Origin of the sequence: Edwardsiella hoshinae NBRC 105699 = ATCC 33379, assembly GCF_000474215.1 — a bacterium.
Taxonomy (GTDB): Bacteria; Pseudomonadota; Gammaproteobacteria; order Enterobacterales; family Enterobacteriaceae; genus Edwardsiella; species Edwardsiella hoshinae.
On sequence record NZ_BAUC01000010.1, the window covers coordinates 199,795 to 221,068 of the forward strand.

General features: G+C 51.4%; 21 protein-coding genes. 1 reads left to right on the top strand and 20 read right to left on the bottom strand.

Annotated elements, in window-relative coordinates; genetic code table 11:
- Positions 1-25: 25 nt before the first annotated feature.
- The 5 genes from phoU to pstS all read right to left on the bottom strand — a co-directional run bounded on the left by phoU (position 26) and on the right by pstS (position 4,560).
- Positions 26-751, bottom strand: a complete 726-nt coding sequence (gene phoU / locus EHO01S_RS04485; RefSeq protein ID WP_024522841.1) for a phosphate signaling complex protein PhoU — start codon at positions 749-751, stop codon at positions 26-28.
- 17 nt (positions 752-768) lie between these two features.
- A complete protein-coding gene (pstB, locus tag EHO01S_RS04490) occupies positions 769-1,548 on the bottom strand; it encodes a phosphate ABC transporter ATP-binding protein PstB (protein ID WP_024522842.1) in 780 nt (259 codons plus the stop codon).
- A 45-nt stretch (positions 1,549-1,593) separates the two neighbouring features.
- Complete coding sequence (pstA, locus tag EHO01S_RS04495) at positions 1,594-2,481, bottom strand: phosphate ABC transporter permease PstA (protein ID WP_024522843.1); 888 nt, start codon at positions 2,479-2,481, stop codon at positions 1,594-1,596.
- Position 2,482: 1 nt separating this feature from the next.
- On the bottom strand, positions 2,483-3,454 hold the full coding sequence (gene pstC, locus EHO01S_RS04500) for a phosphate ABC transporter permease PstC (RefSeq protein WP_024522844.1): 972 nt from the start codon (positions 3,452-3,454) through the stop codon (positions 2,483-2,485).
- Between the two features lie 65 nt (positions 3,455-3,519).
- Positions 3,520-4,560 carry a phosphate ABC transporter substrate-binding protein PstS gene (gene pstS, locus EHO01S_RS04505; protein WP_024522845.1) on the bottom strand — a complete coding sequence of 347 codons (1,041 nt, stop codon included), beginning with the start codon at positions 4,558-4,560 and terminating at the stop codon, positions 3,520-3,522.
- A gap of 374 nt (positions 4,561-4,934) precedes the next feature.
- Here pstS and EHO01S_RS04510 point away from each other — a divergent pair, with 374 nt between their 5' ends.
- Complete coding sequence (locus tag EHO01S_RS04510) at positions 4,935-5,771, top strand: glycosyltransferase (RefSeq protein ID WP_024522846.1); 837 nt, start codon at positions 4,935-4,937, stop codon at positions 5,769-5,771.
- Positions 5,772-5,841: 70 nt separating this feature from the next.
- Here EHO01S_RS04510 and glmS read toward each other — a convergent pair whose 3' ends face one another.
- The 15 genes from glmS to asnC form a co-directional block, all read right to left on the bottom strand.
- On the bottom strand, positions 5,842-7,671 hold the full coding sequence (gene glmS, locus EHO01S_RS04515; RefSeq protein ID WP_024522847.1) for a glutamine--fructose-6-phosphate transaminase (isomerizing): 1,830 nt from the start codon (positions 7,669-7,671) through the stop codon (positions 5,842-5,844).
- A 210-nt stretch (positions 7,672-7,881) separates the two neighbouring features.
- Positions 7,882-9,252: a bifunctional UDP-N-acetylglucosamine diphosphorylase/glucosamine-1-phosphate N-acetyltransferase GlmU gene (glmU, locus tag EHO01S_RS04520; protein WP_024522848.1), complete on the bottom strand. Its 1,371-nt coding sequence runs from the start codon at positions 9,250-9,252 to the stop codon at positions 7,882-7,884.
- Positions 9,253-9,527: 275 nt separating this feature from the next.
- Positions 9,528-9,947 (bottom strand): F0F1 ATP synthase subunit epsilon, encoded by a 420-nt coding sequence (locus EHO01S_RS04525; RefSeq protein WP_005291204.1) that lies wholly within the window; start codon positions 9,945-9,947, stop codon positions 9,528-9,530.
- Positions 9,948-9,966: 19 nt separating this feature from the next.
- Complete coding sequence (atpD, locus tag EHO01S_RS04530) at positions 9,967-11,349, bottom strand: F0F1 ATP synthase subunit beta (protein ID WP_024522849.1); 1,383 nt, start codon at positions 11,347-11,349, stop codon at positions 9,967-9,969.
- 34 nt (positions 11,350-11,383) lie between these two features.
- A complete protein-coding gene (atpG, locus tag EHO01S_RS04535; RefSeq protein ID WP_005291210.1) occupies positions 11,384-12,247 on the bottom strand; it encodes a F0F1 ATP synthase subunit gamma in 864 nt (287 codons plus the stop codon).
- A 62-nt stretch (positions 12,248-12,309) separates the two neighbouring features.
- Entirely contained in the window at positions 12,310-13,851 is a 1,542-nt protein-coding gene (gene atpA, locus EHO01S_RS04540) for a F0F1 ATP synthase subunit alpha (RefSeq protein WP_024522850.1), read from the bottom strand.
- A gap of 12 nt (positions 13,852-13,863) precedes the next feature.
- The gene (atpH, locus tag EHO01S_RS04545) at positions 13,864-14,397 is read right to left on the bottom strand and encodes a F0F1 ATP synthase subunit delta (protein ID WP_024522851.1); all 534 of its coding nucleotides are present in this window, start codon (positions 14,395-14,397) and stop codon (positions 13,864-13,866) included.
- Positions 14,398-14,411: 14 nt separating this feature from the next.
- Entirely contained in the window at positions 14,412-14,882 is a 471-nt protein-coding gene (gene atpF, locus EHO01S_RS04550; protein ID WP_005291219.1) for a F0F1 ATP synthase subunit B, read from the bottom strand.
- 57 nt (positions 14,883-14,939) lie between these two features.
- Positions 14,940-15,179, bottom strand: coding sequence for a F0F1 ATP synthase subunit C (gene atpE, locus EHO01S_RS04555; RefSeq protein ID WP_004093904.1), 240 nt, complete (start codon positions 15,177-15,179; stop codon positions 14,940-14,942).
- A 51-nt stretch (positions 15,180-15,230) separates the two neighbouring features.
- The gene (gene atpB, locus EHO01S_RS04560; RefSeq protein WP_024522852.1) at positions 15,231-16,049 is read right to left on the bottom strand and encodes a F0F1 ATP synthase subunit A; all 819 of its coding nucleotides are present in this window, start codon (positions 16,047-16,049) and stop codon (positions 15,231-15,233) included.
- Between the two features lie 40 nt (positions 16,050-16,089).
- Complete coding sequence (gene atpI, locus EHO01S_RS04565) at positions 16,090-16,467, bottom strand: F0F1 ATP synthase subunit I (RefSeq protein ID WP_024522853.1); 378 nt, start codon at positions 16,465-16,467, stop codon at positions 16,090-16,092.
- A gap of 650 nt (positions 16,468-17,117) precedes the next feature.
- On the bottom strand, positions 17,118-17,738 hold the full coding sequence (rsmG, locus tag EHO01S_RS04570; protein WP_024522854.1) for a 16S rRNA (guanine(527)-N(7))-methyltransferase RsmG: 621 nt from the start codon (positions 17,736-17,738) through the stop codon (positions 17,118-17,120).
- A gap of 96 nt (positions 17,739-17,834) precedes the next feature.
- Positions 17,835-19,724 carry a tRNA uridine-5-carboxymethylaminomethyl(34) synthesis enzyme MnmG gene (gene mnmG, locus EHO01S_RS04575; RefSeq protein WP_024522855.1) on the bottom strand — a complete coding sequence of 630 codons (1,890 nt, stop codon included), beginning with the start codon at positions 19,722-19,724 and terminating at the stop codon, positions 17,835-17,837.
- Between the two features lie 396 nt (positions 19,725-20,120).
- Positions 20,121-20,564, bottom strand: coding sequence for an FMN-binding protein MioC (mioC, locus tag EHO01S_RS04580; RefSeq protein WP_024522856.1), 444 nt, complete (start codon positions 20,562-20,564; stop codon positions 20,121-20,123).
- A 102-nt stretch (positions 20,565-20,666) separates the two neighbouring features.
- The gene (gene asnC / locus EHO01S_RS04585; RefSeq protein WP_024522857.1) at positions 20,667-21,128 is read right to left on the bottom strand and encodes a transcriptional regulator AsnC; all 462 of its coding nucleotides are present in this window, start codon (positions 21,126-21,128) and stop codon (positions 20,667-20,669) included.
- Between the last annotated feature and the right edge of the window lie 146 nt (positions 21,129-21,274).

The following is a 21,274-nucleotide window of genomic DNA, read 5'->3' on the forward strand; positions in this document are numbered from 1 at the left end:
GAGAATACAGATCTCACCGCACGACTTACGGTTGCTCACGGCTTCCCGCTAATAACCGCTCCAGATCGTCCCCGCCGATATGGCGGAAATCCTGCCCTTTCACATAGTAGAAAATGAATTCGCAGATATTCTGACAACGATCGCCGATACGCTCGATGGAACGGGCGCAGAACAACGCCGTCAACACGCTGGGGATAGTGCGTGAATCTTCCATCATATAGGTCATCAGTTGACGGACAATCCCCTCATACTCCTGATCGACTTTCTTATCTTCGCGGTAGATACGAATAGCTTCGTGCAAATCCATACGCGCGAAGGCATCCAGTACATCATGCAGCATTTGTACCGTATGCTGTCCCAGCGATTCTAGGCTGACCAATAACGGTTGATGCTGCTGAGAAAACTTCTCTAACGCGGTACGACAGATCTTATCGGCCACATCACCGATGCGCTCCAGCTCGGAGATAGTCTTGATAATGGCCATTACCAGGCGTAAATCACTCGCTGTCGGCTGACGCTTAGCGATGATTTTGACACAGGCCTCATCGATGGCGATCTCCATCATATTGACCTTCGCATCACCCTCGATCACGCGGCGAGCCAACTCGGCATCCTGGTTATGCATGGCGGTAATGGCATCGGTTAATTGCTGCTCCACCAGCCCCCCCATGCTCATTACCTGAGTGCGAATATGCTCAAGCTCGGCGTTAAACTGACCGGAGGTATGCTTGTTTAAATTCAAATTATCCATATTTACTTCCTCAACCATCAGCCATAACGACCAGTAATATAATCTTCCGTCTGCCGCTGCGCCGGTGCGGTAAACAGTTTATCCGTATCACTAAATTCGATTAGCTCTCCCAAATACATAAAGGCCGTATAGTCGGAACAACGCGCCGCCTGCTGCATATTATGGGTCACGATCACCACGGTATAGTCCTGTTTCAACTCGGTGATCAGCTCTTCAATACGACTGGTCGAGATGGGATCCAGAGCCGAGCAGGGTTCATCCAGCAGCAACACTTCTGGCCGGATGGCGATGCCACGCGCGATGCACAGACGCTGCTGCTGCCCGCCCGATAAGCTGTAGCCGCTCTGATGCAGCTTATCCTTGGTCTCATTCCATAAGGCGGCTTTGGTCAAGGCCCATTGCACTCGCTCATCCATATCGGTGCGTGACAGCTTTTCAAACAGACGCACACCGAAAGCGATGTTGTCATAGATAGACATCGGGAAAGGGGTCGGCTTCTGGAATACCATCCCCACCTTGGCTCGCAATAGGGCCACATCTTGGCTGTCCGTCAGAATATTCTGGCCGTCCAACAGGATCTCCCCTTCAGCGCGCTGCTCCGGATAGAGTTGGAACATCTTGTTAAAGGTGCGTAACAGCGTCGACTTACCGCAACCGGACGGGCCGATGAAGGCAGTGACTTTATTCTGCTCAATATCCAGCGAGATATTCTTCAACGCATGGAATTTACCGTAATAGAAGTTCAGATCGCGTACCTGAATTTTGCTGTTGGTCGTGTCTGTCACTACATTACTCATCGTTTTTCTCTCTGTTAGCGGTGCCGCTATAGCGGCACCCTAAAATTAGTATTTTTTCTTAGCAAAAATCACGCGGGCCAAAATGTTCAGCAACAGGACACACAGCGTGATCAGCAGAACTCCGGCCCAGGCCAACTGTTGCCATTCTGCAAACGGACTCATGGCAAACTTAAAGATGGTGACGGGTAAGTTAGCCAACGGCTGCATCATGTCGGTGCTCCAGAACTGGTTGGAGAGCGAAGTAAACAGCAGCGGTGCTGTCTCGCCAGCGATACGGGCGATGGCCAGTAGTACCCCGGTAATGATCCCTGATACCGACGCTTTCAAGGTGATCGCCAAAATCATCTTCCACTTCGGCGTCCCCAGCGCATAGGCGGCCTCGCGCAGACTATCTGGCACCAACTTCAACATGTTCTCTGTGGTACGAATGACGATAGGCACCTGTAACAGCGCCAGCGCGATCACCCCAGCCCAGCCGGAAAAGTGCTGCATCTTCGCAACGACAATGGTATAGACAAATAGACCGACGACGATCGACGGTGCAGACAGCAAAATATCGTTAATAAAGCGGGTGACATTAGCCAGCAAGCTATTACGACCATATTCGGCCAAGTAGATCCCCGCCATGATACCCAACGGCGTTCCGATCACTGTTGCCCACAGGATCAACAATCCAGAACCAACAATGGCGTTAGCTAACCCTCCACCTTCGGTGTTCGGCGGCGGCGTCATCTCAGTAAACAGCGCCAACGACATGCCATCAATACCACGGGTAAAAGTGGAGAGCAGGATCCACACCAACCAGAACAGGCCGAAAGCCATGGTTCCCATCGACAAGCACAAGGCAATGCGATTCTTCTGCCGACGTCGGGCCTGCATGCGGCGACGGGATTCCGCCAATTGCTGCGGATTTTGTACATCCATCGTTGCCATCTTAACGTCCCTCATTCTTCGCCAGGCGCAGAATCATCAGCTTGGACAACGCCAACACGATGAAGGTAATCACGAACAGAATCAGCCCCAGCTCCATCAACGCCGCGGTATGCAACCCAGACTCCGCCTCAGCAAACTCATTGGCCAGCGCAGAGGTGATGCTGTTGCCCGGCATATACAGCGAAAAACTGTCGAGCTGGTAGGTATTGCCAATGACGAAAGTGACCGCCATGGTTTCTCCCAGTGCACGCCCCAATCCCAGCATAATCCCGCCGATCACACCATTTTTGGTGAAAGGTAGAACAATGCGCCAGATCACCTCCCAGGTAGTGCAGCCGATGCCATAAGCTGACTCTTTCATCATCACCGGCGTCTGCTCGAACACATCACGCATCACCGCGGCAATGTAGGGAATGATCATGATAGCCAGGATTACTCCGGCAGCAAGAATGCCAATGCCGAAAGCTGGACCGGAAAACAAAGTACCAACGATGGGAATGCCGGATAGCACCTCACCCACCGGGGTCTGAAAATATTCGGCGAACAGCGGAGCAAAGATAAACAGGCCCCACATGCCGTAGACGATACTGGGGATCGCTGCCAACAATTCGATCGCCACCCCTAATGGACGACGCAGCCAGCCGGGCGCCAACTCCGTCAGGAACAGGGCGATACCGAAACTGACGGGAACGGCGATGATCAAGGCGATCAATGAGGTCACCAGGGTACCGTAAATAGGGACCAATGCCCCAAACTGCTCCGCCGGAGCATCCCACTCTTTGCTCCACAGAAAGGCGAAACCAAACTTCTCCATGCTGGGGAGAGCGGCGATAATCAGCGAAACGATGATGCCCCCCAGCAACAATAGCGTGATCAACGCCGCTAGCTTGACCAGCAGTGCAAAGATCACGTCTCCGAGCTTGCTCGGCGCTTTTATCATCGGCTGTTTATTAAATGAAGGCGAATCAGCCATCTCTGTCTCTTCTTAAACGATCATGATAAGGCACGCTTTCCTGGGGGAGGCGTGCCCAAAAATCATCAATACAGGGCGTTACCGCCACTATCCTTGACGTTGGCCTTCCAGGCCGCGCGGATTTGCACCACCACCGACTCCGGTAAAGTTGCATAATCCAATGCGTTCGCCTGCTTGGCTCCCTCTTTATAGGCCCAATCGAAGAACTTCAGCACCTCAGCTGTTTGCTTTGGTTTGGTCGAAGCCTTATGCACCAAAATAAAGGTGGTCGAGGTGATCGGCCATACATTATCGCCCGCCTGATTAGTCAGATCTTGAGCGAAAGACTTACTCCAGTCAGCACCTTTAGCCGCATTGCTGAAGCTTACCTCGGTCGGGCTGACCGCCTGACCATCGGCAGAAACCAGCTTGGTATACGCTAACTTATTCTGTTTAGCATAGGCATACTCAACGTAGCCAATGGATCCCGGCAGACGCTGAACGAAAGCGGCGACACCATCATTGCCCTTACCACCTAAACCCGTCGGCCAATTCACCGTCGAGCCAGCACCGACCTCCGCCTTCCAGTGCGAGTTAACCTTGTTCAGATAACTGGTAAAGACAAAAGAGGTGCCGGAACCATCCGCACGACGCACCACGGCGATATTCTGATCCGGCAGTTTAATGCCCGGATTAAGCTTGGCGATCGCCGCATCGTTCCACTTCTTAATTTTACCCAGGTAGATATCGCCCAGTGTCTCCCCATCTAGCGTCAGTTCACCCGATTTCACGCCCGGAAGGTTGACCGCCATTACTACCCCACCGATCACTGTCGGGAACTGAAACAGACCATCGCTCGCTAGCTTCTCGTCACTCAGAGGCGCATCGGAGGCTCCAAAGTCTACGGTATTAGCGATGATTTGTTTTACGCCGCCAGAAGAGCCAATTCCTTGATAGTTAACTTTATTACCGGTTTCTTTTTGGTAGGAATCGGCCCACTTGGCGTAAACCGGCGCGGGGAAGGTCGCGCCGGCACCTGTCAGGCTCTCAGCTGCGAAGGCCGGGGCGGCACTTAAGGAGACGGTCGCGGCGACAATCCCTGCGACAGCGGTACGCATTAGTTTCATATTCCCTCCTGGGAAGAGTTATCAAGCTAACGTAGCAACGATCGGATCAAGTATGGTGCAGGAAGCAAAATAAGGCAGTTTGATGACAGTAAAATGTATGGATTATGACAGTTTTATGACAACAGACTACCGGGATAGTTGGAGAGAGGGGAAACCGTCAAGCTATAGCCGTACAAGACAATGAGCGTGAGACAGACATGAACCGTAACACACAACCATCGCGCGCTGTTTAACGAATGCAAACCTCTATACAGTATCACATTGATGATTTTATTATCATATAATTGCCTATATCTGATGATATTGTTAACTATCCATGGGATAATGCGGAAAAAATTTCCATACATAAGATATGTTTACAGGGTAACGGATAAATGATTTTTCAGGATAATGATAAGCAACACATTAAACTGTCTTATGTGACACATTTTTATTGCAATCAGAAAAGTCTTGATTCTGTATTTTCTTTACTAAAGAAGTATGAGGCGTTACCGTTATCTCTGCGCAGCGTGATCGAGTTTATTATCGTTGATGACGGTTCACCAATTTCTTATGAGATTGGCAAATTAGATTTAAATATCACCTGGTTAAAAATCACCGAGGATATAAAATGGAATCAGGCCGGAGCACGCAATCTCGGCGTCACCTATGCTAAGTCAGATAAAATATTATTGACCGACCTCGATCACGAATTACCAGAAAAAACATTCGAATATTTAATTAAAACTAAAAATCCAGGAAGGAATTTTTATAAAATTTATCGGCGTAGCGATGAACGAGGCATTTACAAAGGTCACTCCAATCTCTTTTTTATGTCACGGGCGCGTTTCTTTCGCCATTTCGGCTATGACGAAGAATTCTCAGGGAATTATGGTGCTGAAGACTATCGTTTTGTCAAATACCATAAATATCATGGTTCTCGTCAAAAATACCTACCTAAAAAGTTCGTCTGTTACGAACGACAGTTAGATCGTGAAAAAAGCTACCATAGTCTACATCGTGATTTATCAGCGAACACCCCCATCGATCGGCAAAAACGACACGAGTGTGAAACCTATGGCGATGAATATGGACACAGCCGTATATTTCTTAATTTTGAGTGGCGCGTCATTTATCGCAATACACTATTTCCGGCAGCATTGCCGCAGGAAAAGCGTTGGTGGAAGCCATTGTGGTGGTTACGCTATTTATTCTCCTCATTAGCGCGTTAACACGAGCTTACAAATTAATGATAAGAAAAAGGGGATGATATTTCATCCCCTTATGGTTACACGCTAGCGCTTACTCTACCGTTACCGATTTAGCCAAATTACGCGGCTGATCCACATCGGTACCTTTGATCAGAGCAACATGATACGAAAGCAACTGTAATGGAATCGTGTAGAAAATCGGCGCGATCACCTCTTCCACATGCGGTAATGCAATAATACGCATCCCTTCACAGGCACTGAACCCAGCACTTTGCGCAGCGAAGACATACAGCAATCCCCCTCGTGCACGGACCTCTTCAATATTGGATTTCAGCTTCTCCAGCAATTCGTTGTTCGGCGCCACCACCACCACAGGCATATCGGCATCGATCAACGCCAGTGGGCCGTGCTTAAGCTCACCGGCGGCATAGGCTTCAGCATGAATATAGGAAATTTCCTTCAGCTTCAGCGCTCCCTCCATTGCGATCGGATACTGATCGCCACGCCCCAAGAACAATGCATGATGTTTATCTAGGAAGTCTTCAGCCAACGCTTCGATACTACGATCCAGCGAAAGCATCTGTTCAATGCGGCTTGGCAAGGCTTGTAGTGCATGAACAATATCATGTTCTACATCATCCGCCATGCCATGTAGACGTCCGATCCGAGCCACCAGCATCAACAACACCGCTAATTGCGTGGTAAAGGCTTTTGTTGATGCAACACCGATTTCTGTACCAGCTCGCGTCATCAGCGCCAGATCGGATTCACGTACCAGCGACGAGCTGGCGACGTTACAAATCGCCAGCGAGCCCAAGTAACCGATCTCCTTCGACAGACGCAACGCAGCCAAAGTGTCCGCCGTTTCACCGGACTGAGACAAGGTGATGATAAGACTGTTTTTACGCACCGCAGACTTGCGATAACGGAACTCAGAGGCGATCTCTACGTCGCAAGGAATACCAGCCAATGCCTCGAACCAATAACGCGCCACCATACCGGAGTGATAAGAAGTACCGCAGGCGATGATTTGCACATGCTCAATCTGTGATAACAGACGGTCACCGGCATTGCCTAATTCGCTCAGATCGATACAACCGTGACTAAAACGTCCCTCGAGAGTTTTTTTAATCGCCTGAGGCTGTTCATAAATTTCTTTTTGCATGTAGTGACGATAGTTGCCTTTATCGCCAGCATCGTACTGCACATTGGATTCGATTTCAGTGCGCTCGACTGCTGTACCGTTGATGTCGAAAATGGTTACGCTATGGCGGGTCACTTCGGCAATATCACCCTCCTCCAGGAAGATGAAACGGCGTGTAACGGGCAATAAGGCCAACTGATCGGAGGCGAGGAAGTTCTCTCCCATACCGCGACCAATAACCAGAGGACTACCGGAGCGTGCGCATACCAGCACCTCAGGATGTTGACTATCCATGACAACGGTGCCGTATGCACCACGCAGTTGAGGGATAACCCGCTTAACAACCTCTAACAACGAGCCGCCTTGACGTTGTTCCCAGTTCACTAAATGGGCAATAACTTCGGTATCGGTTTCCGAGGTAAAACGGTAGCCGCGTTCGATTAATTGTGTACGCAGTGTTTCGTGATTTTCAATGATGCCATTATGTACCACACTAATGTGGCCGGAGACATGCGGATGAGCATTCTGTTCACTCGGTTCGCCATGGGTCGCCCAACGAGTATGAGCGATACCGGTACCACCGATCATCGGAGAAAGGGCAACGGCATCACTCAATGCCTTGACCTTACCGACTCGGCGTAGACGCTGCAAATGGCCTTGTGCATCGACTACAGCCAATCCAGCCGAGTCATAACCGCGATACTCTAGACGGCGCAGGCCTTCTAACAAAATATCTGCGACGTCACGTTGCGCTACTGCGCCAACAATTCCACACATACGATTTAATTCCTATAACAAAACCGCATTAGCGGTTTGTCGATGTCTGTATCGATCTGATTGGTAGACGACGTAAACGTCGTTGCCCCGAGCCTTGTAGAGAGTGGGGCCACGCCTTGTCTTGGCAGGGCGCGTTATAGTGTTTTGCTCTGTATTCCAAATAGGAGTACAGAGCAAAACCGCTGCGGCCGTAGGCCGCAGCGATCGCGCTTATTTTTTCTTCATCGGCCGTTTCCAGCCGCGGATTTGCATCTGTTTCACCCGGCTAATGACTAACTCACCATCACCGACGTCTTTCGTTACCGTAGTACCTGCCGCAATGGTCGCACCACGGCCAATGGTGACTGGCGCCACCAGTTGACTATCGGAGCCGACAAACACCTCATCCCCAATCACGGTCTGATGCTTATTGGCACCATCGTAGTTGCAGGTGATAGTGCCAGCACCAATATTCACTCCCGCGCCGATCTGCGCATCCCCCAGATAGCTCAGATGACCGGCTTTAGAACCATAGCCTAAATGCGCCTTCTTCATTTCGACGAAGTTACCCACATGCGCTTGCGCATCCAGGCATGCGCCAGGACGCAGACGCGCAAACGGCCCCACGGTACAAGATTCGGCGAGCTTAGCTCCTTCGATCACCGTGTAGGGACTGATCACGCTATCGGCGGCGATCTGGCAATCCTTCAACACGCAACCGCTGCCGATATGAACCCGATCCCCCAACGTCACCGTCCCCTCAATGATCACATTGGTATCGATAACCACATCGCGCCCATGGCACAACTCACCACGCAGATCGAAACGCGCCGGATCAAGCAACATGACGCCAGCCAACAAAAGACGCTGTGCTTGTTGCTGTTGATGGGCGCGCTCCAAGGCAGCCAGTTGCAAGCGATTATTCACACCCTCGACTTCATACAGATGATCTGGATGCACCGCCTCGATCCGCCGACCCTCTTGATGGGCCATGGCGATAATATCTGTGATGTAAAACTCACCTTGGGCATTATTGTTATCCAGACGAACCAACCAACGTTTTAGATCAGCACCGTTCGCGACCAGAATACCGGTATTGACCTCATTAATGCTGCGCTGTGCTTCACTGGCGTCCTTATGCTCAACGATACCCGTCACGCTCCCTTCCTGGCGCACGATGCGGCCATAGCCAGTAGGATCAGCGAGTTTTACCGTCAACAAACCAATGCCACCCTGTGGCTTGGCCGCTATAAGGCGTTGCAACGTCGCGGTAGCGATCAATGGCACATCACCGTATAGCATCAAAATATCTTCATCATCAGCAAAATAAGGGGCAGCCTGTTGCATCGCATGGCCGGTACCCAACTGCTGTGCCTGTAAGATCCAATTCAACGGCTGACCGGCCAAGCGAGACTGCAATAGCTCGCCGCCATGCCCATAAACCAGGTGAACCTGCTGTGCTCCCAGCATCAATGCGCTATCGATAACATGCTGCACCATCGGCTTACCTGCCAACGGATGCAACACCTTGGGAAGATCGGAGTACATGCGGGTTCCTTTACCGGCGGCAAGGATGACCACACTTAACGGATGTGTCGACATAAGCAATCTGATCCATTCAAATTGATGGGCTCAAGTAAACCTGTTAACCGGCAGGATTACTACATATTTCTCTACTCAAAACACGCACAGATCCGCGTGCATGGAGGGATGGTATGATGATAGATAACTAGGCACCATCGGGGCAAACCCTCTCTTTCCCTCCCCCCTTTTTTCAGGCCGGAGCTTAATAAGCAACCAGCAACCAAGCAGGAAAAATGCCTTTTTTTTACCATAAAAAAAACCTCTCCAAGGGAGAGGTTTTTGCGGCAGTCTGCTTACATCGCTTTTTTGGTCAGTTCGATTACACGCAGTTTGGCAATCGCCTTGGCCAGCTCTGCGGATGCCTGAGCATAGTCGACATCGCCGTGCGAGCTGCGGATGTGCTCTTCGGCTTTACGCTTCGATTCCATCGCGCGCGCCTCGTCGAGGTCCTGACCACGGATAGCGGTATCGGCCAGCACGGTCACCGCGCTGGACTGCACCTCAAGGATGCCGCCGGACAGGTAGATAAACTCTTCCTCACCGTGCTGTTTAACGATACGCACCATGCCAGGCTTAATGGCAGTAAGCAGCGGAGCGTGGCCTGGGTAGATACCCAATTCACCTTCACTACCCGTCACCTGGATTTTTTGCACCAGCCCGGAGAACATCTGACGCTCCGCACTGACTACATCCAGATGGAAAGTCATAGCCATATCACCCTCCTATCAGGCGTTACAGTTTCTTGGCTTTTTCCACGGCTTCGTCGATAGACCCCACCATGTAGAACGCCTGCTCCGGCAGATGGTCATAATCCCCATTCATGATGCCTTTAAAGCCCTGAATAGTATCTTTCAGTGACACATACTTACCCGGAGAGCCGGTGAACACTTCGGCCACGAAGAACGGCTGAGACAGGAAGCGCTGGATCTTACGCGCACGAGCGACCACCAGCTTATCTTCTTCAGACAACTCATCCATACCCAGAATGGCGATGATATCCTTCAGCTCCTGATAACGCTGCAGGATGGACTGCACGCCGCGCGCGGTATCGTAGTGCTCTTGACCTACCACCAGCGGATCCAACTGACGGCTGGTAGAATCCAGCGGGTCAACGGCCGGGTAGATACCCAGTGAGGCAATCTGACGGCTCAATACTACGGTCGCATCCAAGTGGGCGAAGGTAGTAGCCGGAGAGGGGTCAGTCAAGTCATCCGCCGGTACGTATACCGCCTGAACAGAGGTGATGGACCCGGTCTTAGTGGAGGTAATACGCTCTTGCAGCACCCCCATTTCCTCCGCCAGAGTCGGCTGATAACCTACCGCCGACGGCATACGGCCCAGCAGAGCGGAGACTTCAGTACCGGCCAAGGTATAACGGTAGATGTTATCGATGAACAACAGTACATCACGACCTTCATCACGGAATTTCTCCGCCATGGTCAGACCGGTCAGCGCCACGCGCAGACGGTTTCCCGGTGGCTCGTTCATCTGACCATACACCAGAGAAACTTTATCCAATACGTTGGAATCGGTCATCTCGTGGTAGAAGTCGTTACCCTCACGGGTACGCTCACCCACACCGGCGAAGACTGAGTAACCGGAGTGCTCGATAGCGATGTTACGGATAAGCTCCATCATGTTAACGGTCTTACCCACACCGGCCCCACCGAACAGGCCCACTTTACCGCCTTTAGCGAACGGGCAAATCAGGTCGATAACCTTAATGCCGGTCTCCAGCAGTTCCTGAGAGTTAGACAGATCTTCATAGCTCGGTGCAGCACGATGGATAGCCCAACGCTCTTCTTCACCGATCTCGCCCTTCATGTCGACCGGATCACCCAGTACGTTCATGATACGGCCCAGAGTCGCCTTGCCAACAGGAACCTCGATCGGATGGTCTTGGTCTTCAACCTCTAGCCCACGGCGCAGACCGTCGGAAGAGCCCATCGCGATGCAGCGAACTACGCCGCCACCCAGCTGCTGCTGCACTTCCAGTACCAGTTTCGTGGCACCGCCTTTTACTTCCAGTGCGTTATACACCTTCGGCACGGCGTCCTGCGGGAACTCCACGTCCACCACCGCGCCGATAACCTGGATAATCTTTCCAGTAGCCATCTTGAATCCTCTACGTAATTCGTAAACCTAGCTCTTAAACCGCAGCAGCACCCGAGACGATCTCGGTCAGCTCCTGGGTGATGCTGGCCTGACGAGCCTTGTTGTAGACCAACTGTAGCTCTTTGATCAGGTTGCCGCCGTTATCGGTTGCCGCCTTCATAGCAACCATTCGCGCGGCCTGCTCACTGGCCAGGTTTTCCACGACGCCCTGATAAACCTGAGATTCCACATAACGACGCAGCAGGGTATCCAACAGCGCCTTCGGATCCGGTTCGTACAGGTAATCCCATGATTTCCGCTTCAGCTCCGCATCGTCCGCCTTAGGCAACGGCAACAACTGAAGGACCTGTGGTTCTTGGGCCATGGTGTTGATGAACTTATTGCTCACCACATACAGGCGATCCAGGCGACCTTCATCGTAAGCCTGTAGCATCACCTTCACCGGACCGATCAGCTCGGATAGCGAGGGGTTATCCCCCATACCGGTGACCTGAGCGACGACATTGCCGCCCACGGACCCAAAGAAAGAGACTGCTTTCGAACCGATCAGCGCGAGATCGATGTCCACGCTCTTCTGATTCCACTCTTTCATCTCTGTCAGCAGCTTCTTAAACAAGTTAATGTTCAAGCCACCGCACAGACCACGGTCGGTAGAAACCACCAGATACCCAACGCGCTTCACGTCGCGCTCTTCCAGGTACGGGTGTTTGTATTCCAGATTTCCCAGCGCAAGGTGACCAATCACTTTGCGCATGGTTTCTGCATAGGGACGGCTGGCCGCCATGCGATCCTGCGTTTTACGCATTTTGGAGGCGGCGACCATCTCCATCGCTTTCGTGATCTTTTGCGTGTTTTGCACGCTGGCGATCTTGCTACGTATCTCTTTCGCGCCGGCCATCTCTGCTTCTCCTCAAAACCTTTTACGGCCCGCCGTATTGCTGCCGGCAGGCCGTAAGGCTATTACCAGGACTGGGTTGCTTTGAAGGTATCGAGGATGCCTTTCAGCTTGCCTTCGATCTCGTCGTTATAAGCACCGGTCTGGTTGATTTGTTGCATCAGGTCGGCATGCTCGCGCTCAACGTAAGCCATTAGTGCCGCTTCAAAAGCACCAATCTTTGCCAATTCGACGTCTTCCAAATAGCCACGTTCGGCTGCAAACAGCACCAGTGACTGCGCGGCAACGGACATCGGCGCGTACTGTTTCTGTTTCAGCAGTTCGGTAACCTTCTGGCCATGGCTCAACTGCTTACGGGTCGCATCATCCAGATCAGAGGCAAACTGAGAGAAAGCCGCCAGTTCGCGGTACTGTGCCAGAGCGGTACGAATACCCCCGGACAGCTTCTTCATGATCTTAGTCTGCGCTGCGCCACCCACACGGGATACAGAGATCCCCGGGTTGACCGCAGGACGGATACCAGCGTTAAACAGGTTGGACTCCAGGAAGATCTGACCGTCGGTAATAGAGATAACGTTGGTCGGAACGAACGCGGAAACGTCCCCGGCTTGGGTTTCAATGATCGGCAACGCCGTCAATGACCCCGTATTCCCTTTAACTTCACCCTGGGTGAAGGCCTCGACGTAATCGGCATTAACACGCGCCGCACGCTCCAGAAGACGGGAGTGGAGGTAGAATACGTCGCCAGGGAATGCTTCACGTCCAGGCGGACGACGGAGCAACAGGGAGATTTGACGATAAGCGACCGCTTGCTTGGACAGATCATCATAGATGATCAATGCGTCTTCACCGCGATCACGGAAATATTCACCCATGGCGCAACCCGCATACGGTGCTAGGTATTGCAATGCGGCGGATTCGGAGGCAGATGCAACGACGACGATGGTGTTCGCCAGTGCACCATGCTCTTCCAGCTTACGCACCACGTTAGCGATGGTAGAGGCTTTCTGACCGATGGCGACATAGATACATTTGATGCCGGAATCGCGCTGGTTAATGATGGCGTCAACAGCCAGTGCGGTTTTACCAGTCTGACGGTCACCGATGATCAGCTCACGCTGACCACGGCCGATCGGAATCATCGCATCGACAGACTTATACCCCGTCTGTACCGGCTGATCGACAGATTGACGCTCGATAACGCCCGGTGCGATAGCTTCAACGGCAGAGAAGCCATCATGCTCAACCGGGCCTTTACCATCGATCGGCTCACCCAGGGTGTTCACCACGCGCCCCAGTAGGCCACGGCCAACCGGAACTTCCAAAATACGGCCAGTACACTTGACCTTCATGCCTTCGGCCAGGTCAGCGTAGGGCCCCATAACGACCGCACCTACGGAGTCTCGCTCCAGGTTCAGTGCGATAGCATAACGATTGCCGGGCAGTGCGATCATCTCGCCCTGCATGACATCCGCCAGACCGTGAACACGGATAATCCCGTCACTCACGGATACGATTGTACCTTCGTTGTGAGCCTCGCTCACCACATCGAACTGAGCAATGCGCTGCTTGATCAGTTCGCTGATTTCGGTGGAATTCAGTTGCATGCTCCAGTCCCCTTAAGACTGCAAGACGTCTGCTAGGCGATCCAGACGGCCGCGGATGCTGCCATCGATCACCAAGTCACCCGCGCGGATCACCACGCCGGCTAATACAGACTTATCAATTTTGCAATTCAGCTTCACTTTACGTGACAGACGTTGTTCCATTGCGGCGCTGATTTTATCCCGCTGCATCTGGCTCAGAGGCGCGGCAGAGGTAACCTCTACATCCGCCGTCGCTTCCATCGCATCTCGCAGCGCAATAAATTGCTGCAACACGTCAGGAATAACCTGTAAACGTCCGTTTTCCGCCATCACCCTAATGAAGTTCTGACCGGATTGATCGAGCTGGTCACCGCAAATCTTGATGAAACACGCCGCAAGCGTCTCCGGAGCCAAGGCACCGGACAGCATTTCGGCCACGCTCTCATTGCGGGTCACCTCAGCACTGAATGCCAGCATAGTCTGCCAACGATCCAGGCTGTTATGCTCAACAGCAAAGTCAAAAGCTGCTTTGGCGTAGGGGCGAGCTACCGTGATAAATTCAGACATCGGCCCCTCCCTCCTTACAGTTCAGCGACCAGTTTATCGACGATGTCGCTGTTCGCAGCTTCATCCACGGAACGTTCAATAATTTTCTCGGCACCGGCGATAGCCAGCATGGCGACCTGTTTACGCAGCTCTTCACGCGCACGCTTACGCTCGGCATCGATTTCCGCCTGCGCCTGCGCGACGATCTTGGCACGTTCCTGTTCCGCTTCGGCTTTCGCCTCATCAATGATCTGAGACTTACGCTTATTCGCTTGCTCGATGATCACCTGTGCGTCAGCCTTCGCCTTTTTCAGCTGGTCGGTCGCATTGGCTTGCGCCAAGTCCAGATCTTTTTTCGCACGCTCTGCGGAAGAGAGACCGTCAGCAATCTCTTTCTGACGCTTCTCAATGGCAGCCATAATCGGCGGCCATACATACTTCATGCAGAACCAGACGAACAGGACAAACGCGATGGCCTGGCCGAGGATTGTTGCGTTAAGATTCACAGCACAATGCCTCTTAAATTAGTTAATCGGTTTGGTTGGCGTAACGGAGTATTCCGCTTACGCGACGGCAAACATGACGTACAGACCCAGACCAACCGCAATCATCGGGATAGCATCCACCAGACCCATTACGATAAAGAACTGTGTACGCAGCAGCGGGATCAGATCCGGCTGACGCGCGGCGCCTTCCAGAAATTTCCCACCCAGGATGCCGATACCGATCGCAGCACCGATTGCCGCCAGACCCATCATCACAGCGGCAGCCATGTACAGCAGATCCATACTCAGGTTTTCCATGACAGTCTCCAGTTTGTTTCAGTTAAACGCAGTAGTGTTGTTAAAAAATAATCAATGCTCTTCAGACGCCATCGACAGATAGACGATCGTCAGAACCATGAAGATAAAGGCTTGAAGCGTAATAATCAGAATGTGGAAGATAGCCCATGGAACGTTGAGCAACCACTGTGACCACCACGGCAACAGACCGGCAATCAGGATGAAAATCAGCTCGCCGGCATACATGTTACCGAACAGTCGCAAACCGAGAGAGATCGGCTTGGACAACAGGCTGACGCCTTCCAGAATCAAGTTAATCGGGATAAAAACAGGATGATTGAATGGTTGCAGGGTCAACTCCTTCACGAAGCCCCCCAGTCCTTTCATCTTAATGCTGTAAAACAGGATCAGGATAAATACCCCGAGCGCCATGGAGAGCGTAATGTTGACGTCCGCAGACGGAACAACGCGCAACGCAGGCAATCCCAGCCAATGCTCGGCGATATAAGGCAAGAAGTCGATCGGCACCAAGTCCATCAAGTTCATCAGGAATACCCAGACAAAGATGGTCAAGGCCAACGGTGCGATCAGCTTGCTCTTACCGTGGTACATATCACGTACGCTGCCATCAACGAAGACGATAATCAGTTCGATAGCTGTTTGAAACTTACCCGGTACACCGCTGGTGGCATGTTTAGCGACTTTACGGAACAGAGCCAGAAAGATCAGGCCCAGCACCACAGAGAAAAACATGGAGTCGATGTTCAACGTCCAGAAAGACGCTGGACCAGCGTGCGGATTCACCAGCTCAAAAGTACGCAGGTCCAACTGAAGGTTATTCAGATGGTGCCCGATGTACTCTTGTGGCGTAGAGATTTCTCCTGCAGACATGATGCCTCTTACCCTTTAAGTAGTTAATACGGTAACTGTTTTAATTACGACTAATGAATGCTGGCGCGGCAACCTGCACTACCAGCACCGCAACGTAAGTCAGACCAAGCGGAAGAAAGACCGCCTTCAACCACCCTAGCGACACGATGAGCAGGGCTATTGTGCAGACCACTTTTAGCGCCTCGCCGGTGACAAATACCCAAGCTATACGCCTCTCCCCCTGCTCTCCTGCTCGCTGACGTAAAGCAAACAGCATAAAAACAGCATTGGGTAGCCAGGCAGATAGCCCCCCCAAGAGCGCGGACTCCCCCCAGCTCGCCGTTTTCATCGACAGACAGATACTGAATAGAACAAAGGTCACTAACTGTAGAATCAGCAGGTTACGAACAACCTTCCCGCCATAAAGTGCTCCAGACATGACGTTTGCTCTCTCCGTACCCCCCAGGAGGTATGCTGATTTGAGTGACGTAATAAAACTGCCTTTACGAGACAGAGTCAAGCCAGAAAAACGTGAAAATTATACGGTGCACACCTACAAATTCAATGCATAAGTAGCCAAAAAGTGAATAGTAATTTAAATATTTTCACGTTTTATCGCCAAAGCCACAGAATCCGCGCAATAATCATTTTTAGTGATACATCTGACAATTCCAATATTACATTTTTGCCAGCGCGCATGATCACAGAATAAAACGATAAAAAAGCCTGTATACCATAGGGTTATGATTGTTTCTTAACCAAAATTACTGATATAGATATTTAAAATCATAAAGTTAGGTTATTAACGCAACAATCTACTCAGTAAAACCAAATAGAAACAGCCTATTGACATACGGCGTAGCCCACGTTTTGTAGCACATAACACGCAAACAAAACGGTAAAAATGCCCAGTCAATGGGGCGAAGCGACATATCACCTCCCACGGCCAGGTAGCATAGCCATAATCAGCCTTGTAAAAAAAAAGTAAACAGCACGCTCAACGAACGCTTAGCCGTCGGATAGTACGTCTCTGAATCTGTTCACTTCTCAGTCGGTGGTTTTTTTGATTTTTTTTGATAAAAAACAAAATTAATGTGCTTTAAGCACCACCAGATGGCGTTCCCCCTCTAGCATCGGCACCTGTAAGCGGATCAATGCTTCCAAGGTTATCCCCTCAGGCAGACACAGCAATTCATCTTGCGGCACAACCCCTTTCAGAGCATAAAACCGTCCCAGCTCAGCCGCAGGCAAATGACGGCACCAAGAGATCATATCTTGTAGCGAAGCGAAGGCGCGACTGATTACACCATCGAACAATGGTTCAGCCACAAAGCTTTCTACCCGGCTCTGAACCGGCTCGATATTATCCAGTTGCAGCGCATGTTGAACCTGGCGCAGGAAACGTACCCGTTTCCCTAGGCTATCTAATAACGTGAAGTGAGACTCGGGACGCACAATGGCCAGCGGGATCCCCGGTAGTCCCGGCCCCGTTCCCACATCGATAAAGCGTTGCCCTTGCAGATGAGGACTGACAACGATGCTGTCCATGATATGGCGAACCAACATCTCACGCGGATCGCGTACAGAAGTCAGGTTATACGCCTTGTTCCACTTATCCAACAGCGTGACATAGGCCAACAACTGCTGTTTTTGCTGATCGGTTAACGAAATGCCAGCCTGCGCCAGCAGCGTATCCAGTTGCTTGTGCACGGATTATCTTCCTCTGTCAAATCAAGCGTGACCGCCGCAATGATACGGCGGACGGAACGGAGTGATGAGCCGCCGTAAAGCGGCTCGGCAGCGCGCTTAAACGCTACGGCGTAGCATTCCCTGCTTCTTCAGCCAAACCAACAGAATAGAGATCGCTGCCGGCGTAATACCCGATATACGCGATGCCTGACCGATAGAGCTAGGTTTGTGATCGTTAAGTTTGGCGATCACCTCGTTGGACAAGCCATTCACCTGACGATAATCCAGATCGGCTGGCAACAAAGTATGTTCGTTACGCATTTGCTTTTCGATCTCATCCTGCTGCCTAGCTATATAACCTTGATATTTAACTTGAATTTCAACTTGCTCAGCCGCCTGTCGATCCTCGAGTGGCGGAGAAAACGGTGCCAATGAGGTCAAAGCATCGTAATCCATCTCTGGACGGCGCAGTAAATCTTCCCCATTGGCTTCGCGTGATAATGGTGTCTTTAGCCGCGCATTGACCGCTACCGCGTGCTCCGATTGGGGATGTACCCAGGTATCACGCAGACGCTGACGCTCCCGCTCCATGTTTTCCAACTTACGGTTGAAATGAGTCCATCGCTCATCATCGACGAGGCCCAATTCGCGACCGATCGGCGTCAGACGCAGGTCAGCATTATCTTCGCGTAGCATCAGGCGGTACTCGGCACGCGACGTGAACATGCGGTATGGCTCCTTGGTCCCCAAGGTACACAAATCGTCAACCAGGACACCAAGGTAAGCCTGATCACGTCGTGGAGCCCACCCTTCCAGGTCGGCAGCGCAACGCCCAGCGTTGAGGCCAGCCAGTAGTCCCTGAGCCGCCGCTTCTTCGTAGCCGGTGGTGCCGTTGATCTGACCGGCAAAGAACAATCCTTGAATATATTTGCTTTCGAGTGTTGGTTTTAGATCGCGCGGATCGAAAAAGTCGTATTCGATCGCGTAACCTGGACGCACGATCCGCGCATTTTGCATCCCGGCCATTGAACGTACGATGGCCATCTGAACATCAAACGGCAGGCTGGTAGAAATGCCGTTTGGATAGATCTCATTACTGGTCAGTCCCTCCGGCTCCAAGAAGATCTGATGCGCATTGCGATCGGCGAAACGCATCACTTTATCTTCGATCGAGGGACAATAGCGTGGACCGATCCCTTCGATGATCCCAGCATACATTGGGCTACGATCCAGATTGTTACGGATCACCTCATGAGTACGTTCGTTAGTATGGGTGATATAACAGGGTACCTGCCGCGGATGTTGGCTCGCATTACCCAGGAAAGAGAATACCGGAGCTGGATCATCGCCATGTTGTTGCGCTAAGGAGGCCAGATCGATAGTACGGGCATCCAAGCGTGGTGGGGTCCCCGTCTTCAGACGGTTGACGCGTAATGGTAACTCACGCAGTCGGTGAGCAAGACCGATCGAGGGCGGATCTCCGGCGCGGCCACCACTGTAGTTTTCCAGACCGATATGGATCTTACCGTTAAGGAAAGTCCCGACGGTCAACACGACCGCTTTCGCGCGGAATTTTAGCCCCATTTGCGTGATCGCACCGACGACGCGATCGTTTTCAACGATCAGATCTTCGACGGCTTGTTGAAAGATCATCAAGTTAGGCTGATTCTCCAAAGCAATACGAACGGCCTGCCGGTAAAGAACACGATCCGCCTGAGCGCGCGTCGCCCGTACGGCGGGTCCCTTGCTACCATTGAGAATGCGGAATTGGATCCCACCTTTGTCGATCGCCTGAGCCATCAATCCACCCAGGGCATCGACCTCTTTCACTAAGTGTCCCTTACCGATACCGCCGATGGCTGGATTGCATGACATATGGCCCAGCGTATCAATATTGTGGGTTAACAATAGGGTCTGACGACCCATACGAGCTGAAGCCATAGCCGCTTCGGTACCGGCGTGACCGCCGCCGATAATGATGACGTCAAAGGGATCGGGGTAAAACATGGTACTGCACCTCGCGCTAACCGAAAGGCTGTCAACGATCGTTATTTGCCTAGGGGTGGGGATTCTACTCAAGTTTAGGCGTAGGTCCAACCGAAGAGGATCGTGGATCCTTCGCCCAGTATTTAAAAGATCTTTTTTATTTAAAGATCTCTTTATTAGATCTTCTATTAGGATCGTGATCCTTTGTGGATAACACTCTTTTCTCAATAAGGATCAAGTAACTACGCAGGATCATTTACTGTGGAAGATCAGTGATCCCAGACCGTAAAAGCTGGGATCTTTATTGGTAGTTATACACAGCACAAAAAATGGCTAATGGTTATTATTGGGATAACTACCTGTTTTTTACTGCTTATAACAAGACTTATGCACAGGCTAAGTGGGTAAAAAACAAACTCAATGGATAAGTTTTTCCCACGTGGAGAGCCATTCTTCTGCTGGATCCTCGGGAATATCGTGCTGCTTGATGTCGATCTTGATCACTTCGCCGATCCGTTGGGCGCCGAACGCGATCAAAATGCGATCGACGATGGCGATCCCACCACAAAACGTGTCGTATTCGCTGCTACCGATGCCGACGGCGCCGAAATGGATCCCGGTTAGATCCGGCTGTTGGGTTTCAATTTGTTCAAACAAGGGTTGTAAATTGTCTGGGAGTTCGCCGGCGCCATGGGTTGAGGTGACCACCAGCCAAATCCCTTGTTGTGGCACTTCGTCGAGCTCAGGTCCATGCAGTACCTGTACCTCATGTCCCAGTGCGAGAAGTTTATCGGCCAGATGCTCTGCGACATATTCGGCGTTACCTAGAGTACTGCCGCTGATTACGGTGATGTGTGCCATGATGATCCCAGCCTGTGATTCGGAGGCGCTATTGTACGCTGCGAATTTGCTGGGATCTAGCTGTGGATAATATGGGAATGAAAAGGGATCGTTGATTCGGCCTTAGGGGGTAATGTCGCGCATGATCGGGTTTTGTAGCGAGATCAGGGTCTCTGTCGATTGGATCTCATCGATAGTTTGAATCTTGTTGATAAGTACATGCTGTAACGCTTCAATGGATTTGGTCATCACTTTAATAAAGATACTGTAATGACCAGTGGTGTAGTAGGCCTCGACCACCTCATCCAGGCTCTCCAGGCGCGCCAAGGCGGAAGGGTAGTCTTTGGCGCTTTTTAAGATGATGCCGATAAAGCAGCAGACATCGTAGCCCAACATCTTCGGACTAACTTGCACACAGGCACCGGTGATCACGCCGGCTTGCTTCATCTTTTCCACTCGTACATGGATCGTTCCTGGACTGACGTTAAAGTTTTTGGCTAATTCGGCATAGGGAGTGCGAGCATTTTTCATCAGTGCGTTAAGGATGCCGCGATCGAGATTATCGATCGGATAAATTTCTGCCATTTTTACCCTCTATTTTTGAAGAATTATCAATTTATGTCGCCATATAATGAATGATTAAAAGCCAATAGGCGATATTTGTTGTTGATTATTGAATTCCGTACCGCTTCTGTTGCTTAATCTATAGCAACAGGACAGACAGGTAGTGA